Origin of the sequence: Escherichia sp. E4930 (assembly GCF_005845405.1) — a bacterium.
In the GTDB taxonomy this organism is placed as follows: Bacteria; Pseudomonadota; Gammaproteobacteria; order Enterobacterales; family Enterobacteriaceae; genus Escherichia.
Window position 1 is genome coordinate 112,875 of sequence record NZ_VCDZ01000016.1, and the last position, 23,190, is coordinate 136,064.

A 23,190-nucleotide genomic window follows, 5' to 3' on the forward strand; every position below is an offset into this window, starting at 1 on the left:
CTCACAATTCGCGAAAACGTAGCGAAATTTGTTGCGCTGCACGGAACAATAGTGATAGTGTTCCTTTCGAGGGAACAAGGATGAAGAGATGATAATGAATTTCAGACACAAGGGATTGCGTGACTTGTTTCTTCTCGGCAAAACCTCCGGCGTTATACCGACGCAAGTCAAACGATTACGCCACCGACTCGCTGTGATTGATGCAGCAAGCTGTCTTGCTGATATCGATATGCCCGGTTACCGACTACACCCGTTAAGCGGCGATTGCGATGGAATTTGGGCGATATCTGTCTCGGGCAACTGGCGAATCACATTTGAATTCGTCAATGGCGATGCATACATACTGGATTACGAGGACTATCACTGATGAAAATGGCCAATCATCCCCGCCCGGGGGACATTATTCAGGAATCACTGGACGAACTTAATGTCAGCCTGCGCGAGTTTGCCAGAGCAATGGAAATTGCGCCCTCAACGGCAAGCCGATTGCTGACCGGAAAAGCAGCTTTGACGCCAGAAATGGCGATTAAACTTTCCGTGGTGATCGGCAGTTCGCCGCAAATGTGGCTGAATCTGCAAAACGCCTGGAGTCTGGCAGAGGCGGAAAAAACGGTGGATGTGTCGCGACTGCGCCGTCTGGTTACGCAATAAAAAAATGGCACCTTATAAAGCGCCATTTGAAACTGATGACAAACGCAACATTGCCCGATGCGCTACGCTTATCAGGCCTACACGTTCACTGCAATCTATTAGATTTGAACGGTTTGTAGACCGGATAAGGCGTTCACGCCGCATCCGGCATGAACAAAGCCTACGTTGTCTACAATATGAAAATGGCGCCTTTTACAGCGCCATTTTCAGCTTAAAGTTCAAAAGAGATTATATCCCTTCTTCACTCTCTTTTTTCGCTTCTGCCTTCTCGATTTCACGATACCAGCGCGGATGGTGTTTCTTCGCCCAGCGACGGCTCACCTTCCCTTCGATCATCCCTTTAATCGACCCTTTCACCCAGAACGCCATATACATATGGATCAGGATGGCGTGGATCAGGATGATACCCGCAGCCGCGTGGATCAGCAGACTGTAACGGACAACCTGCATCGGGAAGTACTGCGCAAAGTACGGACGCCAGATAATCACCCCGGTCACCAACAGCACGAAAATCATGCTCATGATCGACCAGAACATCATCTTTTGCCCGGCGTTGTACTTACCAACATCCGCCACTTTGTGCTCATTGCCTTTTAATACTTCGACAATGTTCAACAGCCACGGAATATCTTTCTTATCCGGGATGTTGTGATGCACAAAACGCACAAACATAAACATCAGCGCGACGAAAATCGCAATGCCGAAGAACGGGTGCAAAATGCGTCCCATCTGCGGCGTACCGAAGGTTTGCGTCAGCCATTGCAGCGTCGGGAAGAAGAACGAAATCCCGGACAGCGCCACCAGGAAGAAGCAAATCACCACGGTCCAGTGACAGGCGCGATCAATAAACTTGGTGCGCACAATCATTTTCGACTTACTCATGATGCTCCTCCTCGTCATCGTCCACTTCCTTATTCGGGCCAATACCGATGTAGTGGAAAATCAACCCGGCAAAAGTGGCGATAAAGCCAGCCGCTGCCAGCGGTTTCAACGCGCCTTTCCACAGGTTTACCGAGGTGTCGATCTTCGGATCTTTCGGCAGACCGTGATACAGCTCCGGCTGATCGGCGTGATGCAGCACGTACATGACATGCGTACCACCGACCCCTTCCGGGTTGTAGACGCCAGCATGTTCGTAACCGCGCGCTTTCAGTTTCGCCACGCGCTGTTCCGCCAGCTCCAGCATCTCCTTCTTGGTGCCAAAGTGGATAGCCCCGGTCGGACAGGTTTTCACACAAGCCGGTTCCTGGCCGACGCTGACGCGATCGACGCAGAGTGTGCATTTATATACCCGGTTATCCTCTTTGTTGAGGCGCGGAATATTAAACGGACACCCGGCAATGCAGTAACCACAGCCGATGCAGTTTTCCGACTGGAAATCGACAATCCCGTTAGCGTACTGAATGATCGCACCAGCAGACGGGCACGCCTTCAGGCAGCCCGGATCTTCACAGTGCATACAGCCGTCTTTACGGATCAGCCACTCCAGCTTGCCGTTCTGTTCGGTTTCGCTAAAGCGCATCACCGTCCATGACTTGGCGCTCAGATCGGCGGGGTTATCGTAAACCCCGACGCAGTGCCCCACTTCATCACGGATGTCGTTCCACTCAGAACACGCCACCTGACAGGCTTTACAGCCGATACAGGTGGAAACGTCGATAAGTTTCGCGACTTCTGCTTTGTAATCACGCACCTGAGAAGGCGGCGTGATGGAGTTAGTTGCGGACCTTTTGATAATGTCCTGCGTTTCCATAGCCATCTGTTCGCCCCCTTACGCCTTCTCGATGTTGACTAAGAACGCTTTATATTCCGGCGTTTGCGAGTTTGCATCACCGACATTCGGCGTCAGAGTGTTAGCGATATAACCTTTACGCGCGACACCCTCAAAGCCCCAGTGGATTGGAATACCCACCGTTTCAACCTGCTGACCGTTTACATTCAGCGGTTTCAGACGACGCGTTACCACTGCCACCGCGCGGATAAAGCCACGTTTGCTGGAGACAGTGACACGATCGCCATTGGCAATGCCTTTCGCCGCCGCCAGCGTTTCGCTGATTTCCACAAACTGTTCCGGCTGGGCGATTGCGTTGAGCAACGCGTGCTTGGTCCAGGTATGGAAGTGCTCAGTCAGACGATAGGTCGTACCCACATACGGGAACTGCTCTTTTTTACCCATCCGCAGCGCGTCTTGTTCATACAGACGAACAACCGGGTTAGATACCACGTTCGGATGCAGCGGGTTAGTGCCCAGCGGCGTTTCAATTGGCTCGTAGTGTTCCGGGAACGGACCTTCCGCCATTTTGTTGATGGCAAACAGGCGTCCCATCCCTTCCGGCTGCATGATAAACGGCCCGGTTGGCGTACCTGGTGCGGCATTGCCGAAGTCCGGAATATCGTTACCCGTCCACTTGCTGCCGTTCCACTGGATCAGCATCCGTTTCGGATCCCACGGTTTACCGTTGATATCCGCCGAAGCACGGTTGTAGAGTACGCGACGGTTGAGCGGCCACGCCCAGGCCCATCCCAGCGTATTCCCAAGACCGGATGGGTCGGAGTTATCGCGGTTGGCCATCTGGTTGCCCTGCTCTGTCCAGCTACCGGTGTAGATCCAGCAAGAAGACGCGGTCGTACCGTCATCTCGCAGATGCGCAAAGCTACTCAGCAACTGACCTTTCTTCGCAATCAGCACGCCATTGGCATCATAGAGATCTTCCAGCGCATAGCCGTTGTTCTCTTTTGCCACTTCGTCAGACTGCGGTTCGTGCGGCTGCTTGTAGTTCCAGCTCATCTTCATCAGCGGTTCTACGCCTTTACCACCTTCGGCTTTGTACAGCTCGCGCAGATGATGGTAGATACCCGCCAGAATTTCGCCGTCGTTACGCGCTTCACCCGGCGCGTCCTGACCTTTCCAGTGCCACTGCAACCAGCGACCGGAGTTAGCGATAGAACCATCTTCTTCAGCAAAGCAGGTCGAAGGCAGACGGAATACTTCAGTCTGAATAGACGCCGGATCGACATCGTTCGACTCGCCGTGGTTCTGCCAGAAAGTAGAGGTTTCAGTTACCAGCGGATCGATAACCACCATGTACTTCAGCTTGCTCAGGCAGCTCACCACTTTGTTTTTGTCCGGGAAGGACGCAACCGGGTTAAAGCCCTGGCAGAAATAACCGGTGACTTTGCCTTCGTCCATCATGTTGAAATACTTGATGACGTCGTAGGTCTGGTCCCACTTCGGCAGCCAGTCGTAGCCCCAGTTATTCTCTTTCTGCGCGGCATCGCCGTAGAAAGATTTCATCAGGCTAACGAAGAACTTCGGATAGTTGCTCCAGTAGTTCACCTGATCAGCCAGCGTCGCTTTCGGCGTGTTCGCTTCCAGATACGACTGCAAATCAACCTGTTTTTCTGACGGCAACGTCAGATAACCTGGCAGGCTTGTAGAGAGCAGGCCTAAGTCGGTCAGGCCCTGAATGTTGGAGTGACCGCGCAGTGCGTTCACGCCGCCACCGGCCATACCCATGTTACCGAGCAGCAACTGGATCATCGCCATAGTACGGATGTTCTGCGCACCCACAGTGTGCTGCGTCCAGCCCAGCGCGTACAGGAAGGTGGTTGTGCGATCCGGCGCGCTGGTGGAGGCCAGCACTTCACACACTTTCAGGAAGTCGGCTTTTGGCGTACCGCAGATGTTTTCAACGACGTCCGGCGTGTAGCGGGAAACGTGCGCTTTCAGCAGGTTCCACACACAGCGCGGATGAGTCAGTGTTTCATCGCGTTTCGCATAGCCGTTTTCATCGAACTGATAGTTCCAGGACGATTTATCGTATTGACGTTTTTCAGCGTCATAACCGCTGAACAGACCGTCTTCGAAAGCAAAATCATCACGCACCAGCAGGCTGGCGTTGGTGTAATGCTTAACGTATTCGGCGTTGATTTTGTTGTTTTCGATCAGGTAGCGCAAAACGCCAGACAGGAACGTAATGTCCGTACCGGAACGAATAGGCGCGTAAATATCCGCTACAGAAGCGGTACGCGTAAAACGGGGATCGACAACGATCAAGGTTGCATCGTTGTTGTTTTTCGCTTCCATCGCCCAGCGGAATCCGACGGGATGCGCTTCAGCAGCGTTACCGCCCATCACCATTACGACGTTAGCGTTTTTGATATCCACCCAGTGGTTGGTCATCGCACCGCGACCAAATGTTGGAGCAAGACTTGCTACCGTTGGTCCGTGTCAGACGCGCGCCTGGTTGTCTACCGCCAGCATCCCGAGGGAGCGGGCAAATTTTTGAGTCAGCATCCCGGTTTCGTTGCTGGCACCGGAAGCACATAGCATACCGGTAGAAAGCCAACGGTTTACCGTTACGCCCTGCTCGTTCTTTTCAATAAAGTTAGCGTCACGGTCGGCTTTCATCAGCTTCGCAATACGGGAGAATGCTTCTTCCCAGCTAATGCGCTGCCATTTGTCAGAACCTGGCGCACGATATTCCGGGTAGCGCAGACGGTTTTCGCTGTTGACGTAATCCAGCAAACCGGCCCCTTTCGGGCATAACGCACCACGGCTTACCGGATGATCCGGGTCACCTTCAATGTGATAAATCGCTTCTCTGGCGTTTTTCGCGCCATCACCCAGGCTATACATCAATAGCCCGCAACCTACGGAACAGTATGTGCAGGTGTTACGGATCTCTTTCGCGCGTAATAATTTATAGTTTCGCGCCTGAGCCAGTGCTTGCTTCGGGGCAAAGCCCAATGCCGCTACTGTTGTTCCAGCCATACCGCCCGCGCAGATTTTAAAAAATTGTCTGCGACTGACGTCCATTGCTTTCCTCTTTTTTCAGGGGTATTACTGCGCGAGGAAACTAACAGTAAAATTCTGAATCTTTTTGCGCGAAATCAAAAAGAACACGTGTTTGCCACAAAATAATCCGCCTGCGCAAATTGACCTACCTCAATGGCGGTAGAAAAACACACCACTGCCTGACAGCCTGGTTAAAAAAATGCTATAAATTTCAGCTTAATTTTTAACGGCAAGAGAGACTAAACAGCGAGCATGACACGACAAAAAGCAACGCTCATAGGGCTAATAGCGATCGTCCTGTGGAGCACGATGGTAGGATTGATTCGCGGTGTCAGCGAGGGGCTCGGCCCGGTCGGCGGCGCCGCAGCTATTTATTCATTAAGCGGGCTGCTGTTAATATTCACCGTAGGATTCCCGCGCATTCGGCAGATCCCCAAAGGTTATTTACTTGCGGGGAGTTTCTTATTCGTCAGCTATGAAATCTGTCTGGCACTTTCCTTAGGGTATGCAGCAACCCGTCATCAGGCAATTGAAGTAGGCATGGTGAACTATTTATGGCCCAGTCTGACGATACTTTTTGCCATTCTGTTTAATGGCCAGAAAACCAACTGGCTGATTGTACCAGGATTATTATTAGCCCTTGGTGGCGTCTGCTGGGTATTAGGGGGTGAAAATGGCCTCAAGCCGGATGAAATTATCAACAATATCACCACCAGCCCGTTGAGTTATTGCCTGGCTTTTATTGGTGCTTTTATCTGGGCCGCTTATTGCACCGTCACCAATAAATATGCCCGTGGATTTAACGGTATTACCGTATTCGTCCTGCTGACAGGAGCAAGTTTGTGGGTTTACTATTTTTTAACGCCGCAACCGGAGATGGTATTTAACACGCCCGTCATTATAAAACTTATCTCAGCGGCATTTACCTTAGGATTTGCTTACGCGGCGTGGAACGTCGGCATTTTACATGGCAACGTCACCATTATGGCGGTAGGTTCGTATTTTACGCCCGTACTTTCCTCAGCGCTTGCAGCCGTGCTGCTCAGTGCTCCGCTATCGTTCTCTTTCTGGCAAGGCGCATTGATGGTCTGCGGCGGTTCCCTGCTCTGCTGGCTGGCAACGCGTCAACGATAAGCAAAGGCTACGACAATAAAGCCACGATTCATACGGCAACAAATACGTTTGCCGTATGTTAGTCTAAGAACCAGTAACAAATATGATGCATCGTTGTTACATTCAGTAACACATATCCATTCAGATAATCAGCTTTCTCCCCCCGCAGTTTCGCTTTGTTATCTATTCTTTCAATCAGCACTTCACTCCATTTACTCTTAATTCTAATAACGGACCATTGCGTCCAATGTCCTGCCTTGTCTTTTTTTCATTAACAATGTGTGCATGTGAGGAAGAATATGGCACTACAAAATGAGAAAAATAATCGTTACCTTTTGCGCGACTGGAAGCCAGAAAATCCGGCCTTCTGGGAAAATAAAGGAAAACACATTGCCAGAAGAAACCTCTGGATATCAGTAAGTTGTTTACTCCTTGCCTTCTGTGTCTGGATGTTATTTAGCGCAGTTGCCGTTAATCTCAATAAAATCGGCTTTAATTTCACTACCGATCAGCTTTTTTTATTAACCGCCTTACCTTCCGTTTCCGGCGCATTATTGCGTGTTCCCTACTCCTTTATGGTGCCTATATTCGGTGGACGCCGTTGGACAGTTTTTAGTACCGCGATTCTGATTATTCCTTGCGTCTGGCTCGGTATTGCTGTGCAAAATCCGAATACTCCTTTTGGGATATTTATTGTTATTGCTTTGCTCTGTGGTTTTGCTGGCGCGAACTTTGCTTCGAGTATGGGAAATATCAGTTTTTTCTTCCCGAAAGCCAAACAAGGCAGTGCATTAGGGATTAATGGCGGGTTGGGGAATTTAGGCGTCAGCGTGATGCAATTGGTTGCGCCGCTGGTGATTTTTGTACCTGTATTTGCTTTTCTTGGCGTCAATGGCGTACCGCAGGCCGATGGTTCTGTGATGTCGCTGGCGAATGCCGCATGGATTTGGGTACCGCTACTGGCGATTGCCACTATCGCCGCCTGGTCAGGGATGAATGATATTGCCAGTTCACGTGCGTCAATTGCTGACCAGTTGCCCGTTTTGCAACGGTTGCATCTGTGGCTACTGAGTCTGCTCTATCTCGCTACCTTTGGCTCGTTTATCGGTTTTTCCGCCGGATTTGCCATGTTGGCAAAAACACAGTTCCCGGATGTGAATATTCTGCGCCTGGCGTTCTTTGGCCCATTTATCGGTGCCATCGCGCGGTCGGTGGGTGGTGCTATTTCCGATAAATTTGGCGGCGTTCGGGTGACGTTGATCAACTTCATTTTTATGGCGATTTTCAGCGCCCTGCTGTTCCTTACCCTACCTGGCACGGGTTCCGGCAATTTCATCGCATTTTACGCTGTGTTTATGGGGTTATTCCTTACCGCGGGTTTGGGAAGTGGTTCTACTTTCCAGATGATCGCTGTCATCTTTCGCCAGATAACGGTTTATCGCGTCAAGATGAAAGGCGGCAGCGATGAACAGGCCCAGCGAGAAGCAATCACTGAAACGGCGGCGGCGCTGGGCTTTATTTCGGCCATCGGCGCGGTGGGCGGCTTCTTTATTCCACAAGCATTTGGCATGTCGCTCAATATGACCGGCTCGCCAGTGGGCGCAATGAAAGTGTTTTTAATCTTTTACATCATCTGTGTGCTGCTGACCTGGCTGGTTTATGGTCGGCGGAAGTTCAGCCAAAAATAAGAGATCGATGCCTGATGTACAACCGTGTCGCATCCGACAAGGCATCAGATCCCAAATCATTCCTGGAGCAGGAGTCATGTCATGAGTAAACTTTTGGATCGCTTTCGCTACTTCAAACAAAAGGGCGAAACCTTTGCCGATGGTCACGGACAGGTGATGCATAACAACCGCGACTGGGAAGATAGCTATCGCCAGCGTTGGCAATTCGACAAAATCGTGCGTTCCACCCACGGCGTTAACTGTACTGGCTCCTGTAGCTGGAAAATCTACGTTAAAAATGGCCTGGTGACCTGGGAAATCCAACAGACCGACTACCCGCGCACTCGCCCTGACCTGCCCAATCATGAACCCCGCGGCTGCCCGCGTGGCGCAAGTTACTCCTGGTATCTTTACAGCGCTAACCGCCTGAAATACCCGCTAATTCGTAAACGACTGATTGAACTTTGGCGCGAAGCCCTTAAACAGCACAACGATCCAGTACTGGCGTGGGCATCGATTATGAATGACCCGCAAAAGTGCCTGAGCTACAAACAAGTGCGTGGGCGCGGCGGCTTTATCCGCTCCAACTGGCAGGAACTAAACCAGCTGATTGCCGCTGCTAACGTCTGGACCATCAAAACCTATGGCCCGGATCGCGTTGCCGGATTCTCACCGATTCCGGCAATGTCGATGGTTTCTTACGCCGCCGGAACACGTTATCTGTCGCTGCTTGGCGGCACCTGTTTAAGTTTCTACGACTGGTATTGCGACCTGCCTCCCGCCTCGCCAATGACCTGGGGCGAGCAAACCGACGTGCCGGAATCCGCAGACTGGTATAACTCCAGCTACATCATCGCCTGGGGATCTAACGTACCGCAGACGCGCACGCCAGACGCTCACTTCTTTACTGAAGTGCGCTACAAAGGCACCAAAACTATCGCCATTACCCCTGACTACTCGGAAGTAGCAAAACTGTGCGACCAGTGGCTGGCGCCAAAGCAAGGCACTGATAGCGCGCTGGCGATGGCAATGGGCCATGTGATTTTAAAAGAGTTTCATCTCGATAATCCCAGCGACTACTTTATCAACTACTGCCGCCGCTACAGCGACATGCCGATGCTGGTAATGCTGGAACCACGTGAAGATGGCAGCTACGTTCCCGGGCGCATGATCCGCGCGTCTGACCTGGTGAATGGACTGGGCGAAAGCAACAATCCGCAGTGGAAAACCGTGGCGGTTAATACCGCAGGTGAACTGGTGGTGCCGAACGGTTCGATTGGTTTCCGCTGGGGAGAAAAAGGCAAATGGAATCTGGAATCCATTGCCGCCGGTACGGAAACCGAATTGTCGTTAACCCTGCTCGGTCAACACGACACCGTTGCAGGCGTGGCCTTCCCCTACTTTGGCGGCATTGAAAATCCGCACTTTCGCAGCGTAAAACACGATCCTGTCCTGGTGCGCCAGCTGCCGGTGAAAAATCTGACGCTCGCCGATGGCAGTGTCTGTCCGGTGGTCAGCGTTTATGATTTGGTACTGGCGAATTACGGCCTCGATCGCGGGCTGGAAGATGAAAGCAGCGCGAAAGATTACGCTGAAATCAAACCGTACACCCCAGCCTGGGGTGAGCAAATTACCGGCGTACCGCGCCAGTATATTGAAACCATCGCCCGCGAATTTGCCGATACCGCCCATAAAACGCATGGGCGCTCGATGATTATCCTCGGTGCAGGCGTCAACCACTGGTATCACATGGATATGAACTACCGTGGGATGATCAATATGCTGATCTTCTGCGGTTGTGTCGGGCAAAGCGGCGGCGGCTGGGCGCACTATGTCGGTCAGGAAAAACTGCGCCCACAAACCGGCTGGTTGCCGCTGGCCTTTGCGCTCGACTGGAACCGTCCACCGCGCCAGATGAACAGCACCTCGTTTTTCTACAATCACTCCAGCCAGTGGCGCTATGAAAAAGTCACCGCGCAGGAATTGCTCTCACCGCTCGCCGACGCCAGTAAATACAGCGGTCATCTGATTGATTTCAACGTTCGCGCCGAACGTATGGGCTGGCTCCCTTCTGCGCCGCAGCTGGGGCGTAACCCGCTATCCCTGAAAGCCGAAGCCGACAAGGCCGGATTATCACCCGCCGAATTTACCGCCCAGGCACTGAAGTCAGGCGAGTTACGCATGGCCTGCGAACAGCCGGACAACGGCAGCAACCATCCGCGTAACCTGTTTGTCTGGCGTTCTAACCTGCTTGGCTCGTCCGGCAAGGGCCACGAGTATATGCAGAAGTATCTGCTGGGTACGGAAAGTGGCATTCAGGGGGAAGAACTTGGACCGACGGAGGGAATCCAACCGGAAGAAGTTGAGTGGCAAACTGCAGCGATTGAAGGCAAGCTCGACCTGCTGGTGACGCTCGACTTCCGTATGTCCAGCACCTGTCTTTTCTCCGATATTGTTCTGCCTACCGCCACCTGGTACGAAAAAGACGATATGAATACCTCGGATATGCATCCGTTTATTCATCCACTTTCTGCGGCGGTCGATCCGGCATGGGAATCACGCAGCGACTGGGAAATCTACAAAGGTATCGCCAAAGCCTTTTCGCAAGTGTGCGTGGGACATCTCGGCAAAGAAACGGATGTTGTGCTGCAACCGTTGTTACACGACTCTCCGGCAGAGCTCTCCCAGCCGTGTGAAGTGCTCGACTGGCGCAAAGGCGAATGCGATCTGATTCCGGGTAAAACCGCGCCGAATATTGTGGCGGTGGAACGCGACTACCCTGCTACCTATGAACGCTTTACCTCGCTCGGGCCACTGATGGATAAACTTGGCAACGGCGGTAAAGGGATTTCGTGGAATACCCAGGATGAAATCGATTTCCTCGGTAAACTCAATTACACCAAGCGTGATGGCCCGGCACAGGGGCGTCCGCTGATTGACACCGCCATTGATGCGTCAGAAGTGATTCTGGCGCTGGCACCGGAAACCAACGGCCATGTGGCGGTCAAAGCGTGGCAGGCGCTGGGCGAAATCACCGGACGCGAACATACCCATCTGGCGCTGCACAAAGAGGACGAGAAGATTCGCTTTCGCGATATTCAGGCGCAGCCGCGTAAAATTATCTCCAGCCCCACCTGGTCCGGTCTGGAAAGCGATCACGTCTCCTACAACGCCGGATACACCAACGTTCATGAGTTAATTCCGTGGCGCACGCTGTCGGGCCGTCAGCAGCTGTATCAGGATCATCCGTGGATGCGTGCCTTCGGTGAAAGTCTGGTGGCTTATCGCCCGCCTATCGATACCCGCAGCGTCAGTGAAATGCGCCAGATCCCGCCAAACGGCTTCCCGGAAAAAGCACTTAACTTCCTGACGCCGCACCAGAAATGGGGCATTCACTCCACCTACAGTGAAAACCTACTGATGCTGACGCTTTCTCGCGGCGGGCCGATTGTCTGGATCAGCGAAACCGATGCCCGTGAACTGACCATTGTCGATAACGACTGGGTGGAAGTGTTTAACGCCAACGGCGCGCTGACTGCCCGCGCGGTGGTCAGCCAACGTGTACCGCCGGGTATGACTATGATGTATCACGCCCAGGAACGCATTATGAATATCCCCGGCTCGGAAGTAACCGGCATGCGCGGCGGCATTCATAACTCGGTCACCCGCGTTTGCCCGAAACCGACGCATATGATTGGCGGTTACGCGCAGCTGGCCTGGGGCTTCAACTACTACGGCACCGTCGGCTCGAACCGCGACGAGTTCATCATGATCCGCAAGATGAAGAACGTTAACTGGCTGGATGATGAAGGTCGCGATCAGGTACAGGAGGCGAAAAAATGAAAATACGTTCGCAAGTCGGCATGGTGCTTAACCTCGACAAATGTATCGGCTGCCATACCTGTTCGGTGACCTGCAAAAACGTCTGGACCGGACGCGAGGGCATGGAGTACGCATGGTTTAACAACGTCGAAACCAAACCGGGCATTGGTTACCCGAAAAACTGGGAAGATCAGGAAGAGTGGCAAGGCGGCTGGGTCCGCGATGTCAACGGTAAGATCCGTCCGCGTCTGGGCAGCAAGATGGGCGTGATTACCAAAATTTTCGCCAACCCGGTCGTCCCGCAGATTGACGATTACTACGAACCTTTCACCTTCGACTACGAACATTTGCATAGCGCGCCGGAAGGTAAACATATTCCTACTGCTCGCCCGCGTTCACTGATTGACGGCAAACGGATGGACAAAGTGATCTGGGGGCCAAACTGGGAAGAACTGCTGGGCGGCGAGTTTGAAAAACGCGCCCGCGACCGCAACTTCGAGGCCATGCAAAAGGAGATGTACGGGCAGTTTGAAAACACCTTCATGATGTATCTACCGCGCCTGTGCGAACACTGCCTCAATCCCAGCTGCGTGGCGACCTGCCCCAGCGGCGCTATCTACAAACGCGAAGAAGATGGCATTGTGCTGATCGATCAGGATAAATGCCGTGGCTGGCGTTTGTGCATTAGCGGTTGTCCGTACAAAAAAATCTACTTCAACTGGAAAAGCGGCAAGTCAGAAAAATGTATCTTCTGTTATCCGCGAATTGAGTCAGGCCAACCCACCGTGTGTTCAGAAACCTGCGTGGGTCGCATCCGGTATCTTGGCGTGCTGCTTTACGACGCCGACCGCATTGAGGAAGCGGCGAGCACCGAGCGTGAAGTTGATCTCTATGAGCGCCAGTGCGAAGTATTCCTCGATCCGCACGATCCCTCAGTGATCGAGGAAGCCCTGAAACAAGGTATCCCGCAAAATGTGATTGAAGCTGCCCAGCGTTCGCCAGTCTACAAAATGGCGATGGACTGGAAACTGGCGCTACCGCTGCACCCTGAATATCGCACCCTGCCGATGGTCTGGTACGTGCCGCCGTTGTCGCCAATTCAGTCTTACGCCGACGCGGGCGGACTGCCGAAAAGCGAAGGCGTGCTGCCCGCCATCGAAAGCCTTCGTATTCCAGTGCAATACCTCGCCAATATGTTGAGTGCCGGCGATACCGGCCCGGTACTGCGGGCGCTAAAAAGGATGATGGCGATGCGCCACTATATGCGCTCACAAACCGTGGAAGGCGTAACGGATACCCGTGCCATCGACGAAGTGGGTTTGAGCGTCGCTCAGGTCGAAGATATGTATCGCTATCTCGCTATCGCCAACTATGAAGATCGTTTTGTCATTCCGACCAGTCATCGTGAAATGGCGGGCGACGCCTTCGCAGAACGCAACGGCTGCGGCTTTACTTTTGGCGACGGTTGCCACGGCTCGGACAGCAAATTCAACCTGTTCAATAGTAACCGGATTGATGCCATCGACATTACCGAAGTACGCAATAAAGCGGAGGGCGAATAATGCAGATCCTCAAAGTGATCGGTCTGTTGATGGAGTATCCGGACGAGCTGTTATGGGAATGCAAGGAGGACGCGCTGGCGTTGATCCGCCGCGACGCGCCGATGCTTACGGATTTCACCCGTAACCTGCTTGACGCGCCGCTGCTGGATAAACAGGCCGAATGGTGCGAAGTGTTTGACCGTGGACGTACCACATCGCTACTGCTGTTCGAACACGTTCATGCCGAGTCCCGTGATCGAGGCCAGGCAATGGTGAACCTGCTGGCGGAGTATGAAAAGGTCGGTCTGCAACTGGATTGTCGGGAACTGCCTGATTATCTGCCGCTGTATCTGGAGTATTTAAGCGTACTGCCGGACGTTCAGGCGAAAGAAGGGTTACTCAACGTTGCGCCGATCCTCGCCCTGCTTGGCGGACGTTTAAAACAACGCGAGGCACCGTGGTATTCGTTGTTTGACGCCCTACTGCATCTGGCGGGAAGTACACTTTCAAGTGACAGTGTCACTAAACAAATTCGCAGCGAAGAGCGCGATGACACCCGTCAGGCGCTGGATGCGGTGTGGGAAGAGGAACAGGTGAAGTTTATTGAAGATAACGCCACGGCGTGTGACAGCTCGCCGCTTAATCAATATCAGCGACGCTTTAGCCAGGATGTCGCACCGCAGTATGTCGACATCAGTGCGGGAGGTGGGAAATGATTCAGTATCTGAACGTCTTTTTTTACGATATCTACCCGTACTTGTGTGGCACGGTTTTTATCCTCGGAAGCTGGTTGCGCTACGATTACGGGCAGTATAGCTGGCGCGCCGCCTCCAGCCAGATGCTGGATAAACGTGGGATGGTGCTGTGGTCGAACTTGTTCCATATCGGCATTCTGGGGATCTTCTTCGGTCATCTGTTTGGCATGTTAACGCCGCACTGGATGTACGCGTGGTTTCTGCCGGTGGCGGTAAAACAGCAGATGGCGATGGTGCTCGGTGGTATTTGCGGTGTATTGACGTTGATTGGCGGTGCGGGGCTGCTGGTGCGTCGTTTAACAAATCCGCGTATCAGGGCGACGTCTTCTGGTGCGGATATCCTGATCCTCGCCATCTTGTTAATTCAGTGCATTCTTGGGTTAACCACCATTCCCTTTTCAGCACAACATCCGGACGGCAGTGAAATGATGAAGCTGGTGGGATGGGCACAAAGCATCGTCACTTTCCAGGGCGGTGCATCGACGCATCTTGATGGCGTAGCTTATATCTTTCGCGTTCATCTGGTATTGGGAATGACTATCTTCCTGCTCTTCCCGTTCACCCGACTGGTGCATGTCTGGAGCGCGCCGTTTGAGTACTTTACTCGTCGGTATCAGATTGTGCGTTCGCGGCGATAATCATTACCCTGGCCGGATAGCCCTTCGCTCTCCGGCCTGTTGCAGGCTATGATAGTTCTCCAGCCACAGGAGAACGTTAATGAAACCGCAGGTTTACCACGTCGATGCTTTTACCTCTCAACCGTTTCGCGGCAATTCTGCCGGTGTTGTTTTCCCTGCCGATAATCTTAGCGAAGCGCAAATGCAACTTATCGCCCGCGAATTAGGGCATTCGGAAACTGCTTTTCTGCTGCACAGCGACGACAGCGATGTGCACATCCGCTACTTTACGCCAACAGTTGAAGTGCCGATTTGTGGTCACGCGACCGTGGCAGCACATTATGTACGTTCGAAGGTATTAGGTTTGGGAAATTGCACCGTCTGGCAAACGTCGCTGGCAGGAAAACACCGCGTGACTATCGAAAAGCACAACGATGATTATCGTATTTCGCTGGAACAAGGTTCTCCTGGCTTTGAGCCACCGCTGGAAGGTGAGACACGTGCGGCGATTATTAACGCGCTTCATCTCACTGAAGACGATATTTTGCCAGGCTTGCCAATTCAGGTCGCAACAACAGGACACTCAAAAGTGATGATTCCGCTGAAAACAGAAGTGGATATCGACGCCCTTTCGCCTGACCTTGCTGCGCTGACCGCTATCAGTAAACAGATTGGCTGCAATGGTTTCTTCCCGTTCCAGATCCGCCCAGGCAAAAATGAAACTGATGGTCGCATGTTCTCGCCTGCGATTGGTATTGTGGAAGATCCGGTGACCGGCAATGCCAATGGTCCGATGGGTGCATGGTTGGTATATCACAACGTATTGCCCCACGATGGCAGCATGTTGCGTGTTAAAGGCCATCAGGGGCGCGCATTGGGTCGTGATGGAGTGATTGATGTAACGGTGACAATTCGTGATAACCAGCCGGAGAGTGTCACCATTTCTGGCACGGCGGTGATTCTTTTCCATGCTGAATGGGCAATTGAACTCTGAAAGCGTTGCAATAGATGGCAGAAAAACAAATTGCCTGATGCGCTTCGCTTATCAGGCCTACAACCGCCGGATAAGGCGTTTACGCCGCATCCGGCACTCTGGCACAAACTATTTCCCCGCCTCCGGATGCGTATCAAACGCTGCCATCACCTGCGCCAGCTCATCCACAGTAAACCCATGTTTCGCATCATCCACACCCAGTCCAAACTGCTCCTGCATCACGGCATACAACGACGCCGCATCTGGCAAATTCTGCTGCTCTGCTACGTGACCATTTTCATAATGGGTGAAATGAAAATTGGTCAGTGTCAGCTTGCCACCGTCCGGCAAATGGCGGCACATTAACAAATGATGGCGAAAATGCGATTGTGGCCAGTGCGCCGACCAGAAATTACCCATCACATAATCGCTTTGTTGCTGCTCGCAGAGATCAAAACGGTACATCGACTGCCAGTGCTGATGATGATTAAACTGCAAAACCCAGTCGTCCCCTTCCTGTAACAGCCGATATTCGCCATGTGGCGTTGTTTGCGCGATATCCGGCACTAAACGGATTGGCGCGGTCAGCGTCTGACCACCAAAACCAACGTCGGCAATCCATTGTTCACCTTCCAGTTCTACTAACAACAGACGGTGCGTGCGCGGCGGTAAGGATGGTGGATTAGATAACACTACGCGCCCTAACAGACTACGTACATGAAAACCCAGCTCGCGTAATACCCGCTCAAACACGCCATTCTGTTCAAAGCAATAACCGCCACGCCGGGCGAACACCAATTTCTCTTCCAGAGATTGATCATCAAGCTGCATTTCCCTCGGCAGCAGTACATCAAGATTTTCAAATGGAATGGTGCAATTGTGTTTCAGGTGTAATGCACGAAGCGTATCGATATTGACCGCAGCAGCTCCCGACCAGTTAATGCGGGCAAAATAATGATTCAGAATGGGCGTCATCAGGCGTTTCCGTTAGTGGTTTTATCAACTTATAACCTGGAATAGACGCCGCACAGGCTATTTTGTGCGATCGCGGACATGCATCACGTTCGCAAATCGCCGATCCCGTTAATTTCGTTGCTTATTGCGTTACGAGCTACGCTTTTAAAATACCCTTCATAGCGAGGCGATACCGTGAGCCGATTCATCCCCGTCAAATTACACCATGCCAGCCGTCTGTTAAATCATGGCCCTACTGTCCTGATCACCAGTTTAGATGAGCAATCCCAGCGGCGTAACATTATGGCTGCGGCCTGGTCGATGCCGGTGGAGTTTGAACCTCCACGCGTGGCGATTGTAGTAGATAAATCGACATGGACGAGGGAGTTGATTGAACGTAACGGTAAATTTGGCATCGTTATCCCGGGCGTTGCAGCGACTAACTGGACGTGGGCAGTGGGAAGTGTATCTGGGCGTGAAGAAGATAAATTTAATTGCTATGGCATTCCGGTGGTGAAAGGTCCGGTGCTTGGTTTGCCACTTGTTGAAGAGAAATGTCTGGCGTGGATGGAGTGCCGATTGCTACCAGCGACTTCTGCGCAGGAGAAATACGACACGCTGTTTGGCGAAGTGGTATCAGCAGCGGCAGACGCACGGGTATTTGTCGAAGGCTGCTGGCAGTTTGATGATGATAAGCTCAATACGCTACATCATTTAGGTGCTGGCACGTTTGTTACCAGCGGCAAGCGTGTTACGGCTGGCTAAGCATTACATGCTGTAACCAGGTTTCTTTATCAAGGCATCCATTTGGGGCGCGATTTCGGCGTCCCAGATAGCTTGCCATGATTCTGGTTGAATCTGCTGTAGCGCAATGCTTATCGAACTGTCTTTACTGTTCAGATGGCGAATAATAACGTCGGTAATATCTGCAGCAAGCGCTGCTTTTTGTTGTTCGTCCAGTTCACGCGGAAAACATTTAATGTCTATGTGCGGCATGATTGTGCTCCTTTTGAAAGATGTCAGTAAAATTAACACACGTTGTGAATGTCGTGTGTCCGGTAATGCGTTTTTACGGCAATAATGCCTACTTGAAATTGTACATATTTGTACTACACCCTTTTAAATAAAGCGCCAACGAAAACGTTAACTTGCAGAATATATTCTTCGCCAACATGCCATTAAGAAAACACCAAGTTCCCGGCTTGCCAATTTGTTAACGCCCATTATAGTTATTCTTGCCCTCACTAAAAATTTTCATCCGTAATTACCCTCAATAAAAATCCATTCTGGAGACACTTAAGATGCAGCTTAATCATATTGTTAAAAGTCTGCTAATAACGGGATTATTCACCACCAGTTCCTTACCTCTCCTCGCGGCGGAAGCCCCTAAAAACGCCACCGCAGCCACGCAGCAAGCAAACAATTTACTCTATAACCAGTTGCCGTTTTCCGATAACACTGACTTTACTGATGCCCATAAAGGTTTTATTGCCCCTATTCCTCAGGACGTGATTAAGGGCGAACAAGGAAATGTTATATGGGATCCACAACAATACGCTTTTATCAAAGAAGGCGATAAAGCCCCTGATACGGTGAATCCAAGTTTATGGCGTCAGGCGCAACTGATAAATATCAGCGGATTATTTGAAGTGACTGAAGGTGTCTATCAGATTCGTAACCTTGATTTATCAAATATGACCATCATTGAAGGCAAAGAGGGTATTACCGTCGTTGATCCACTTGTTTCAGCAGAAACAGCCAAAGTTGGGATGGATCTCTATTACAAAAATCGCGGCCAGAAACCGGTAGTGGCGGTTATCTACACACACAGTCATGTCGATCACTACGGTGGTGTTCGCGGCGTAATTGATGAAGCTGACGTTAAATCAGGCAAAGTTAAAATCTATGCGCCAGCCGGATTTTTGGAGGAGGCCGTTTCCGAAAATATTATGGCTGGCAATGTGATGAGCCGACGAGCCAGTTATATGTATGGCAACTTATTGAAACCTGATGTTAAAGGCCAGGTCGGCGCGGGACTGGGAACAACCACTTCAGCAGGAACGGTCACGTTAATTGCTCCTACTAACTACATCACCAAAACCGGGCAAAAAGAAACTATTGACGGGTTGACCTATGATTTTCTGATGGCGCCGGGTTCCGAAGCGCCTTCTGAAATGCTGTGGTTTATTGAAGAAAAGAAACTGATCGAAACCGCTGAAGACGTCACGCACACCCTTCATAACACCTATTCGCTGCGCGGAGCTAAAATTCGCCAACCGCTGCCGTGGTCAAAATACATTAACGAAGCACTCAATTTATGGGGTGATAAAGCCGAGATTATTCTCGCTCAACATCACTGGCCAACCTGGGGCAACGATAACGTGGTCAAACTGCTTAAAAGCCAGCGTGATTTGTATCGTTACATCAATGATCAAACTCTGCGTATGGCAAATCAGGGGATGACCCGTGATGAAATTGCCGCAAACTTTAAACTGCCCTCTTCACTGGCTAACACCTGGGCGAATCGCGGCTATTATGGTTCGGTGAGCCATGACGTAAAAGCAACTTATGTGCTTTATCTCGGCTGGTTTGATGGTAACCCCGCAACGCTTGATGAACTGCCACCAGAAGAAGGCGCAAAGAAATTTGTCGAGTATATGGGCGGTGCTGATGCCATTTTACAAAAAGCCAAACAGGATTATGACCAGGGTAATTTCCGCTGGGTTGCTCAGGTTGTCAGTAAGGTGGTGTTTGCGGATCCAAACAACCAGGCAGCGAGAAATCTGGAAGCTGATGCGCTTGAGCAGTTAGGCTATCAGGCTGAATCTGGGCCGTGGCGTAATTTCTATCTCACTGGCGCACAGGAATTGCGTAACGGCGTACAAAAATTACCAACACCAAATACTGCCAGCCCTGACACTGTGCGTGCAATGACGCCAGAGATGTTCTTTGATTATCTTGCCGTCCATATTAATGGTGAGAAAGCGGCAGACGCCAAAGCCGTGTTGAATTTCGATTTTGGTGAGGATGGCGGCACCTATAAAGTGGAGCTTGAAAATGGTGTTCTCAATCATAGCGCTGGTGTAGAGGCTTCGGATGCTGATGCCACTATCACTCTGTCTCGTGATGTATTGAACAAAATTGTATTGAAAGAAGAGACGCTGAAAGAAGCCACAGACAAAGGAGATGTCAAAATTACTGGCAATGCGGAAAAACTCAACGAGCTGTTAGATTATATGGATAATTTTGAGTTTTGGTTCAATATAGTGACACCATAAACTCAGTATAAATTGGGCAGGTTTCCTGCCCTTTTCTGGTTATAAGAAATGGTTTCTGATAAAAGAAAAAACGCCCATTGTTCGTGGAAAAATCGCCAGGATATGGTTATTCGCGGAATGTCGATTAGCCTGCCGTGGTTTGCCTTGATTAACATCTGTTTTTCATCGATGATTTTGCTGCGTGGTATTTTGTTTAATGAAGACATGACTTCAGGGTTTAATGAGAAAAACCTTGTACATACTATTGATATTTCATCTTTCGGCATTCTACTGATTAGTGGCCTTTTATTGCTCATCTCCCGAAAAAAAGTGCTGTATATTCAGCAACTATTGGTCATTCTCAGCCTGTTATGGTCATGGTGTTGCTTTTATTTCATTGCACACTGGACGTTACCTTTTGCTTATCCTCTGTGTGTATTATTAATGCTTAGTGCCGTTGTTGCGCTGTATTTTCACACGCCATCATTACTCGCATTTATCACTCCATTATGGTTTAGCATCCCGTTAGCCAGTCTTGTTCTCAATCAGCATGTGAATGTTCATTTCGCTGTTATCTGGAGCCTTTTTTCACTGGCGCTATATGGGGGGCGACTTATTTTATTACGTTGGTTTGAAGAAGCATGGCAACAAAACAAGTACAACAACCAGTTAATTAATCGCCTCGATGCATTAGCCCATCGCGATCCCTTAACTGGGATAGCAAACCGACGTGCAATGAACAGTATCTTACACGACGCGATAGATAACGGCGGGTCATTTGCTCTCATTATGTTGGATGTTGATTTTTTTAAACGCTACAACGACACCTACGGGCACCCAGCGGGCGATAAATGTTTGATACAAGTTGCCGACGCCCTGCAACGCGCAATACGCCAGCCTGAAGACATAGTCGCTCGTTATGGTGGCGAAGAGTTTGCCATCCTACTTTTTAATGCAACATTGCCGGAAGCTGAGGCGGTAGCAGCCAGAGTGAAGCAAGAACTTAAACTGGCAGCTATCCCGCATCAGGCATCTGCTGTTAGTGCATTTGTTACGGTTAGTCAGGGGATTGCCTGTTCTGCTCCCGCAAAAACGGCTGAACAAATTGTTTCAGATGCCGACGCCGCGTTATACCGGGCGAAAGAAAATGGGCGAAATCGATGGGCTTTATAAGCATTAGGGGACTGGCCAGATTACGTCTCTCCGCTCTTAACAAGGGCTGACGGGTGATAATATTTGTTTATAGTGATCTTCCCGAAGACCAGACTGTGCAGCATCCGTCCCAATCTGTCGTAACTGAAGCAGATAATCTCCGGTGCGTTCGTTTCCCCGGCATCTGACCGCTGGTGAACACCACTTCCGTGACCACGTTCAGCGAGTGGTCACGGTACGCCTGGCGCATCCATCCGACTCTACCCGTCGTGCTGCCAGCGCAGCATCTGCCCAACCGCAGCGACACGCCGGTGATCAAAATCAGCGCCAAATGGCTGAGGGAAGCGGGATTTGAGATCGGCACGGGCGTTACCGTGAAGCTCCCGGAAGGCTGCCTGATCCTGCTTGCGGATAACAACGAAGTACAGGGACTGCTCAGGGAACTTTATCAGGTTAAACAGGTGGTGAAGGGGATGCGGGACGGGATGTTTAGTGTGCTGAACGAGAGTTAAATAATAAAAAGCCGGGAAGATCTTATCTTTCCCGGCCATCTTGCCATACATTAATTATTTATGAATATAATATAACTGAACATCATATTCATTATCACTTAAAACTATTAGTCGATCAGGAGATGTAAATGCTAATAAAAGATCATATGTTTCATTTATCGAAAACAAACTCAATATGAAATTTGAAAAAAATTCGACATGAAGAGATATGCAAACCTCTCCATTATAGAATATATTGCAAAGAATATCTTTTTTCACATTCAGTGTACTTTCAACATCTCTCGCTAGATCATTAATATTTAAAGGTAAATTGAAAACTTTCCGTTCAATAATATTATTGGTTTTATTTATTGCCATTAGCATTTCTCGATGCCACATGAAGTCATTTTTACGTAAGAATGATACATCAAAGGAAGTGACACCATTTAATTTAGATGCATAATCTTTTGCTCTAATTAAATTTAATTTATCTTCAAGACTAATTTTCATAATATATATGATGATCCTTAGTTGCAGGGTCATTGATTTTCTGATATCTATCACTTTTGAAATCGTATGTTCTAGGATCAGCGCCCGGTTTAGGTTGTCCTGCATGTGCGTGAGGGCCAAGTGCCCTGGGATCTGCCGTATGCTCGACTACAACTTTTTTATGTCCGTAGGCATCTGTATATTCATAATATCGCCCATGAGACCCTAAATCTTCTGAATATTTATAATTTGTTTGTCCCCTTCTTCTAGGATCATTTCCAACTGTCCATTGCCTATTAGGTTGCTGTGAACGAGGTATGCCCGCAGGGCAAGATTACGAAAGCCCGCTCCCCGCAAGGACTGACGCGAGATAGTTTCTGTCCATGGCTGCTTTTCGCATCTTACGTCTTAACCCTGCCTTGAATACCTTATCATTCGTCAAAATATTAATAGCAATGTGCCGTATCCCTGAAAATAATTCTGCTGCATTTCCTCTTCTTATTTTGCAGTCGTCTTCATTCATTACCACGTCCAGACGCCAGTGCAGCTTATTCTCCACGTGCCAGTGATTTAGGATCGCTGTGGCGAACTTCTCAGCGGTTAAATCAGCAGAACTGATATAATATCTGACCGTCATTTCTGGCTCTTTCTTTTGTTCTGCTATTATGGACCGAAAGGAGACTGCCACGCATAATTTCTTCAGCCCTTTCCATTCAAACGTGAAATCAATAAGTTCATCAGGGACATCGCAAACAATATGAAGACGGATCTCTTCTCTGCCGTGACTCTTTTCACTAATTGCGTAACTGTCATGCTCTGGATTATTTAATTCTTTCAGCGGAAATTTTTCCTCAAAGGCTTTATTTAGCCGCCCCTGGTTTCCTTTTACAGCGAATAAATAATCACCTCC

20 protein-coding genes and 1 pseudogene are annotated in these 23,190 nt (G+C 50.3%); 13 read left to right on the forward strand and 8 right to left on the reverse strand.

Annotation, left to right across the window (positions count from 1 at the left end):
- The first annotated feature begins 88 nt into the window (after positions 1-88).
- Both FFT88_RS17980 and FFT88_RS17985 read left to right on the forward strand, forming a co-directional pair.
- Positions 89-367 (forward strand): type II toxin-antitoxin system RelE/ParE family toxin, encoded by a 279-nt coding sequence (locus FFT88_RS17980; protein ID WP_135405915.1) that lies wholly within the window; start codon positions 89-91, stop codon positions 365-367.
- Positions 367-651, forward strand: a complete 285-nt coding sequence (locus FFT88_RS17985) for a HigA family addiction module antitoxin (RefSeq protein WP_000781370.1) — start codon at positions 367-369, stop codon at positions 649-651. The genes FFT88_RS17980 and FFT88_RS17985 overlap by 1 nt, the downstream gene beginning before the upstream one ends.
- 228 nt (positions 652-879) lie before the next feature.
- Here FFT88_RS17985 and fdnI read toward each other — a convergent pair whose 3' ends face one another.
- Genes fdnI through fdnG form a run of 3 tightly spaced genes read right to left on the reverse strand, consistent with a single transcriptional unit; the run spans position 880 to position 5,470 of the window.
- Positions 880-1,533, reverse strand: coding sequence for a formate dehydrogenase-N subunit gamma (gene fdnI / locus FFT88_RS17990; protein WP_000045648.1), 654 nt, complete (start codon positions 1,531-1,533; stop codon positions 880-882).
- Positions 1,526-2,410 (reverse strand): formate dehydrogenase N subunit beta, encoded by an 885-nt coding sequence (fdnH, locus tag FFT88_RS17995; protein ID WP_001240581.1) that lies wholly within the window; start codon positions 2,408-2,410, stop codon positions 1,526-1,528. Before fdnH ends, fdnI begins: the two co-directional genes overlap by 8 nt.
- 12 nt (positions 2,411-2,422) lie before the next feature.
- Positions 2,423-5,470, reverse strand: coding sequence for a formate dehydrogenase-N subunit alpha (gene fdnG / locus FFT88_RS18000; protein ID WP_103253616.1), 3,048 nt, complete (start codon positions 5,468-5,470; stop codon positions 2,423-2,425).
- Between the two features lie 231 nt (positions 5,471-5,701).
- On the opposite strand from fdnG, the gene yddG reads away from it, so the two are divergent.
- The 7 genes from yddG (at position 5,702) to FFT88_RS18035 (ending at position 15,958) form a co-directional block, all read left to right on the forward strand.
- Positions 5,702-6,583 (forward strand): aromatic amino acid efflux DMT transporter YddG, encoded by an 882-nt coding sequence (gene yddG / locus FFT88_RS18005; RefSeq protein ID WP_135405916.1) that lies wholly within the window; start codon positions 5,702-5,704, stop codon positions 6,581-6,583.
- A gap of 278 nt (positions 6,584-6,861) precedes the next feature.
- Positions 6,862-8,250: a nitrate/nitrite transporter NarU gene (gene narU / locus FFT88_RS18010; RefSeq protein ID WP_130210509.1), complete on the forward strand. Its 1,389-nt coding sequence runs from the start codon at positions 6,862-6,864 to the stop codon at positions 8,248-8,250.
- A gap of 81 nt (positions 8,251-8,331) precedes the next feature.
- The gene (gene narZ, locus FFT88_RS18015) at positions 8,332-12,072 is read left to right on the forward strand and encodes a nitrate reductase Z subunit alpha (RefSeq protein WP_135405917.1); all 3,741 of its coding nucleotides are present in this window, start codon (positions 8,332-8,334) and stop codon (positions 12,070-12,072) included.
- Positions 12,069-13,613 carry a nitrate reductase subunit beta gene (gene narH / locus FFT88_RS18020; protein ID WP_135405918.1) on the forward strand — a complete coding sequence of 515 codons (1,545 nt, stop codon included), beginning with the start codon at positions 12,069-12,071 and terminating at the stop codon, positions 13,611-13,613. The genes narZ and narH overlap by 4 nt, the downstream gene beginning before the upstream one ends.
- Positions 13,613-14,308: a nitrate reductase molybdenum cofactor assembly chaperone gene (narW, locus tag FFT88_RS18025; protein ID WP_130217580.1), complete on the forward strand. Its 696-nt coding sequence runs from the start codon at positions 13,613-13,615 to the stop codon at positions 14,306-14,308. Before narH ends, narW begins: the two co-directional genes overlap by 1 nt.
- Positions 14,305-14,985: a respiratory nitrate reductase subunit gamma gene (gene narI, locus FFT88_RS18030; RefSeq protein ID WP_130210515.1), complete on the forward strand. Its 681-nt coding sequence runs from the start codon at positions 14,305-14,307 to the stop codon at positions 14,983-14,985. Before narW ends, narI begins: the two co-directional genes overlap by 4 nt.
- 79 nt (positions 14,986-15,064) lie before the next feature.
- Positions 15,065-15,958: a PhzF family isomerase gene (locus FFT88_RS18035; RefSeq protein WP_135405919.1), complete on the forward strand. Its 894-nt coding sequence runs from the start codon at positions 15,065-15,067 to the stop codon at positions 15,956-15,958.
- A gap of 108 nt (positions 15,959-16,066) precedes the next feature.
- Here FFT88_RS18035 and nhoA read toward each other — a convergent pair whose 3' ends face one another.
- Positions 16,067-16,912, reverse strand: coding sequence for an N-hydroxyarylamine O-acetyltransferase (gene nhoA, locus FFT88_RS18040; RefSeq protein WP_135405920.1), 846 nt, complete (start codon positions 16,910-16,912; stop codon positions 16,067-16,069).
- A gap of 174 nt (positions 16,913-17,086) precedes the next feature.
- Here nhoA and FFT88_RS18045 point away from each other — a divergent pair, with 174 nt between their 5' ends.
- Positions 17,087-17,656: a flavin reductase family protein gene (locus FFT88_RS18045; RefSeq protein WP_135405921.1), complete on the forward strand. Its 570-nt coding sequence runs from the start codon at positions 17,087-17,089 to the stop codon at positions 17,654-17,656.
- A gap of 3 nt (positions 17,657-17,659) precedes the next feature.
- Here the strand turns inward: FFT88_RS18045 and pptA are convergent, their stop codons facing one another.
- Complete coding sequence (gene pptA, locus FFT88_RS18050) at positions 17,660-17,887, reverse strand: tautomerase PptA (protein ID WP_130210863.1); 228 nt, start codon at positions 17,885-17,887, stop codon at positions 17,660-17,662.
- 305 nt (positions 17,888-18,192) lie between these two features.
- On the opposite strand from pptA, the gene FFT88_RS18055 reads away from it, so the two are divergent.
- From FFT88_RS18055 to FFT88_RS18065, 3 genes are all read left to right on the forward strand, one after another.
- Positions 18,193-20,169 carry an alkyl sulfatase dimerization domain-containing protein gene (locus FFT88_RS18055; protein WP_135405922.1) on the forward strand — a complete coding sequence of 659 codons (1,977 nt, stop codon included), beginning with the start codon at positions 18,193-18,195 and terminating at the stop codon, positions 20,167-20,169.
- A gap of 102 nt (positions 20,170-20,271) precedes the next feature.
- Complete coding sequence (locus FFT88_RS18060; protein ID WP_130259041.1) at positions 20,272-21,321, forward strand: GGDEF domain-containing protein; 1,050 nt, start codon at positions 20,272-20,274, stop codon at positions 21,319-21,321.
- A 248-nt stretch (positions 21,322-21,569) separates the two neighbouring features.
- A complete protein-coding gene (locus FFT88_RS18065; RefSeq protein ID WP_130259040.1) occupies positions 21,570-21,812 on the forward strand; it encodes a SymE family type I addiction module toxin in 243 nt (80 codons plus the stop codon).
- 54 nt (positions 21,813-21,866) lie between these two features.
- Here the strand turns inward: FFT88_RS18065 and FFT88_RS18070 are convergent, their stop codons facing one another.
- The 3 genes and pseudogenes from FFT88_RS18070 to FFT88_RS18080 form a co-directional block, all read right to left on the reverse strand.
- Complete coding sequence (locus tag FFT88_RS18070; RefSeq protein WP_135405923.1) at positions 21,867-22,301, reverse strand: hypothetical protein; 435 nt, start codon at positions 22,299-22,301, stop codon at positions 21,867-21,869.
- Positions 22,291-22,599 (reverse strand): HNH/endonuclease VII fold putative polymorphic toxin, encoded by a 309-nt coding sequence (locus FFT88_RS18075; RefSeq protein WP_240731075.1) that lies wholly within the window; start codon positions 22,597-22,599, stop codon positions 22,291-22,293. Before FFT88_RS18075 ends, FFT88_RS18070 begins: the two co-directional genes overlap by 11 nt.
- A 15-nt stretch (positions 22,600-22,614) precedes the next feature.
- A pseudogene (locus tag FFT88_RS18080) lies at positions 22,615-23,190 on the reverse strand (ISAs1-like element ISEc1 family transposase); the annotation flags it as partial.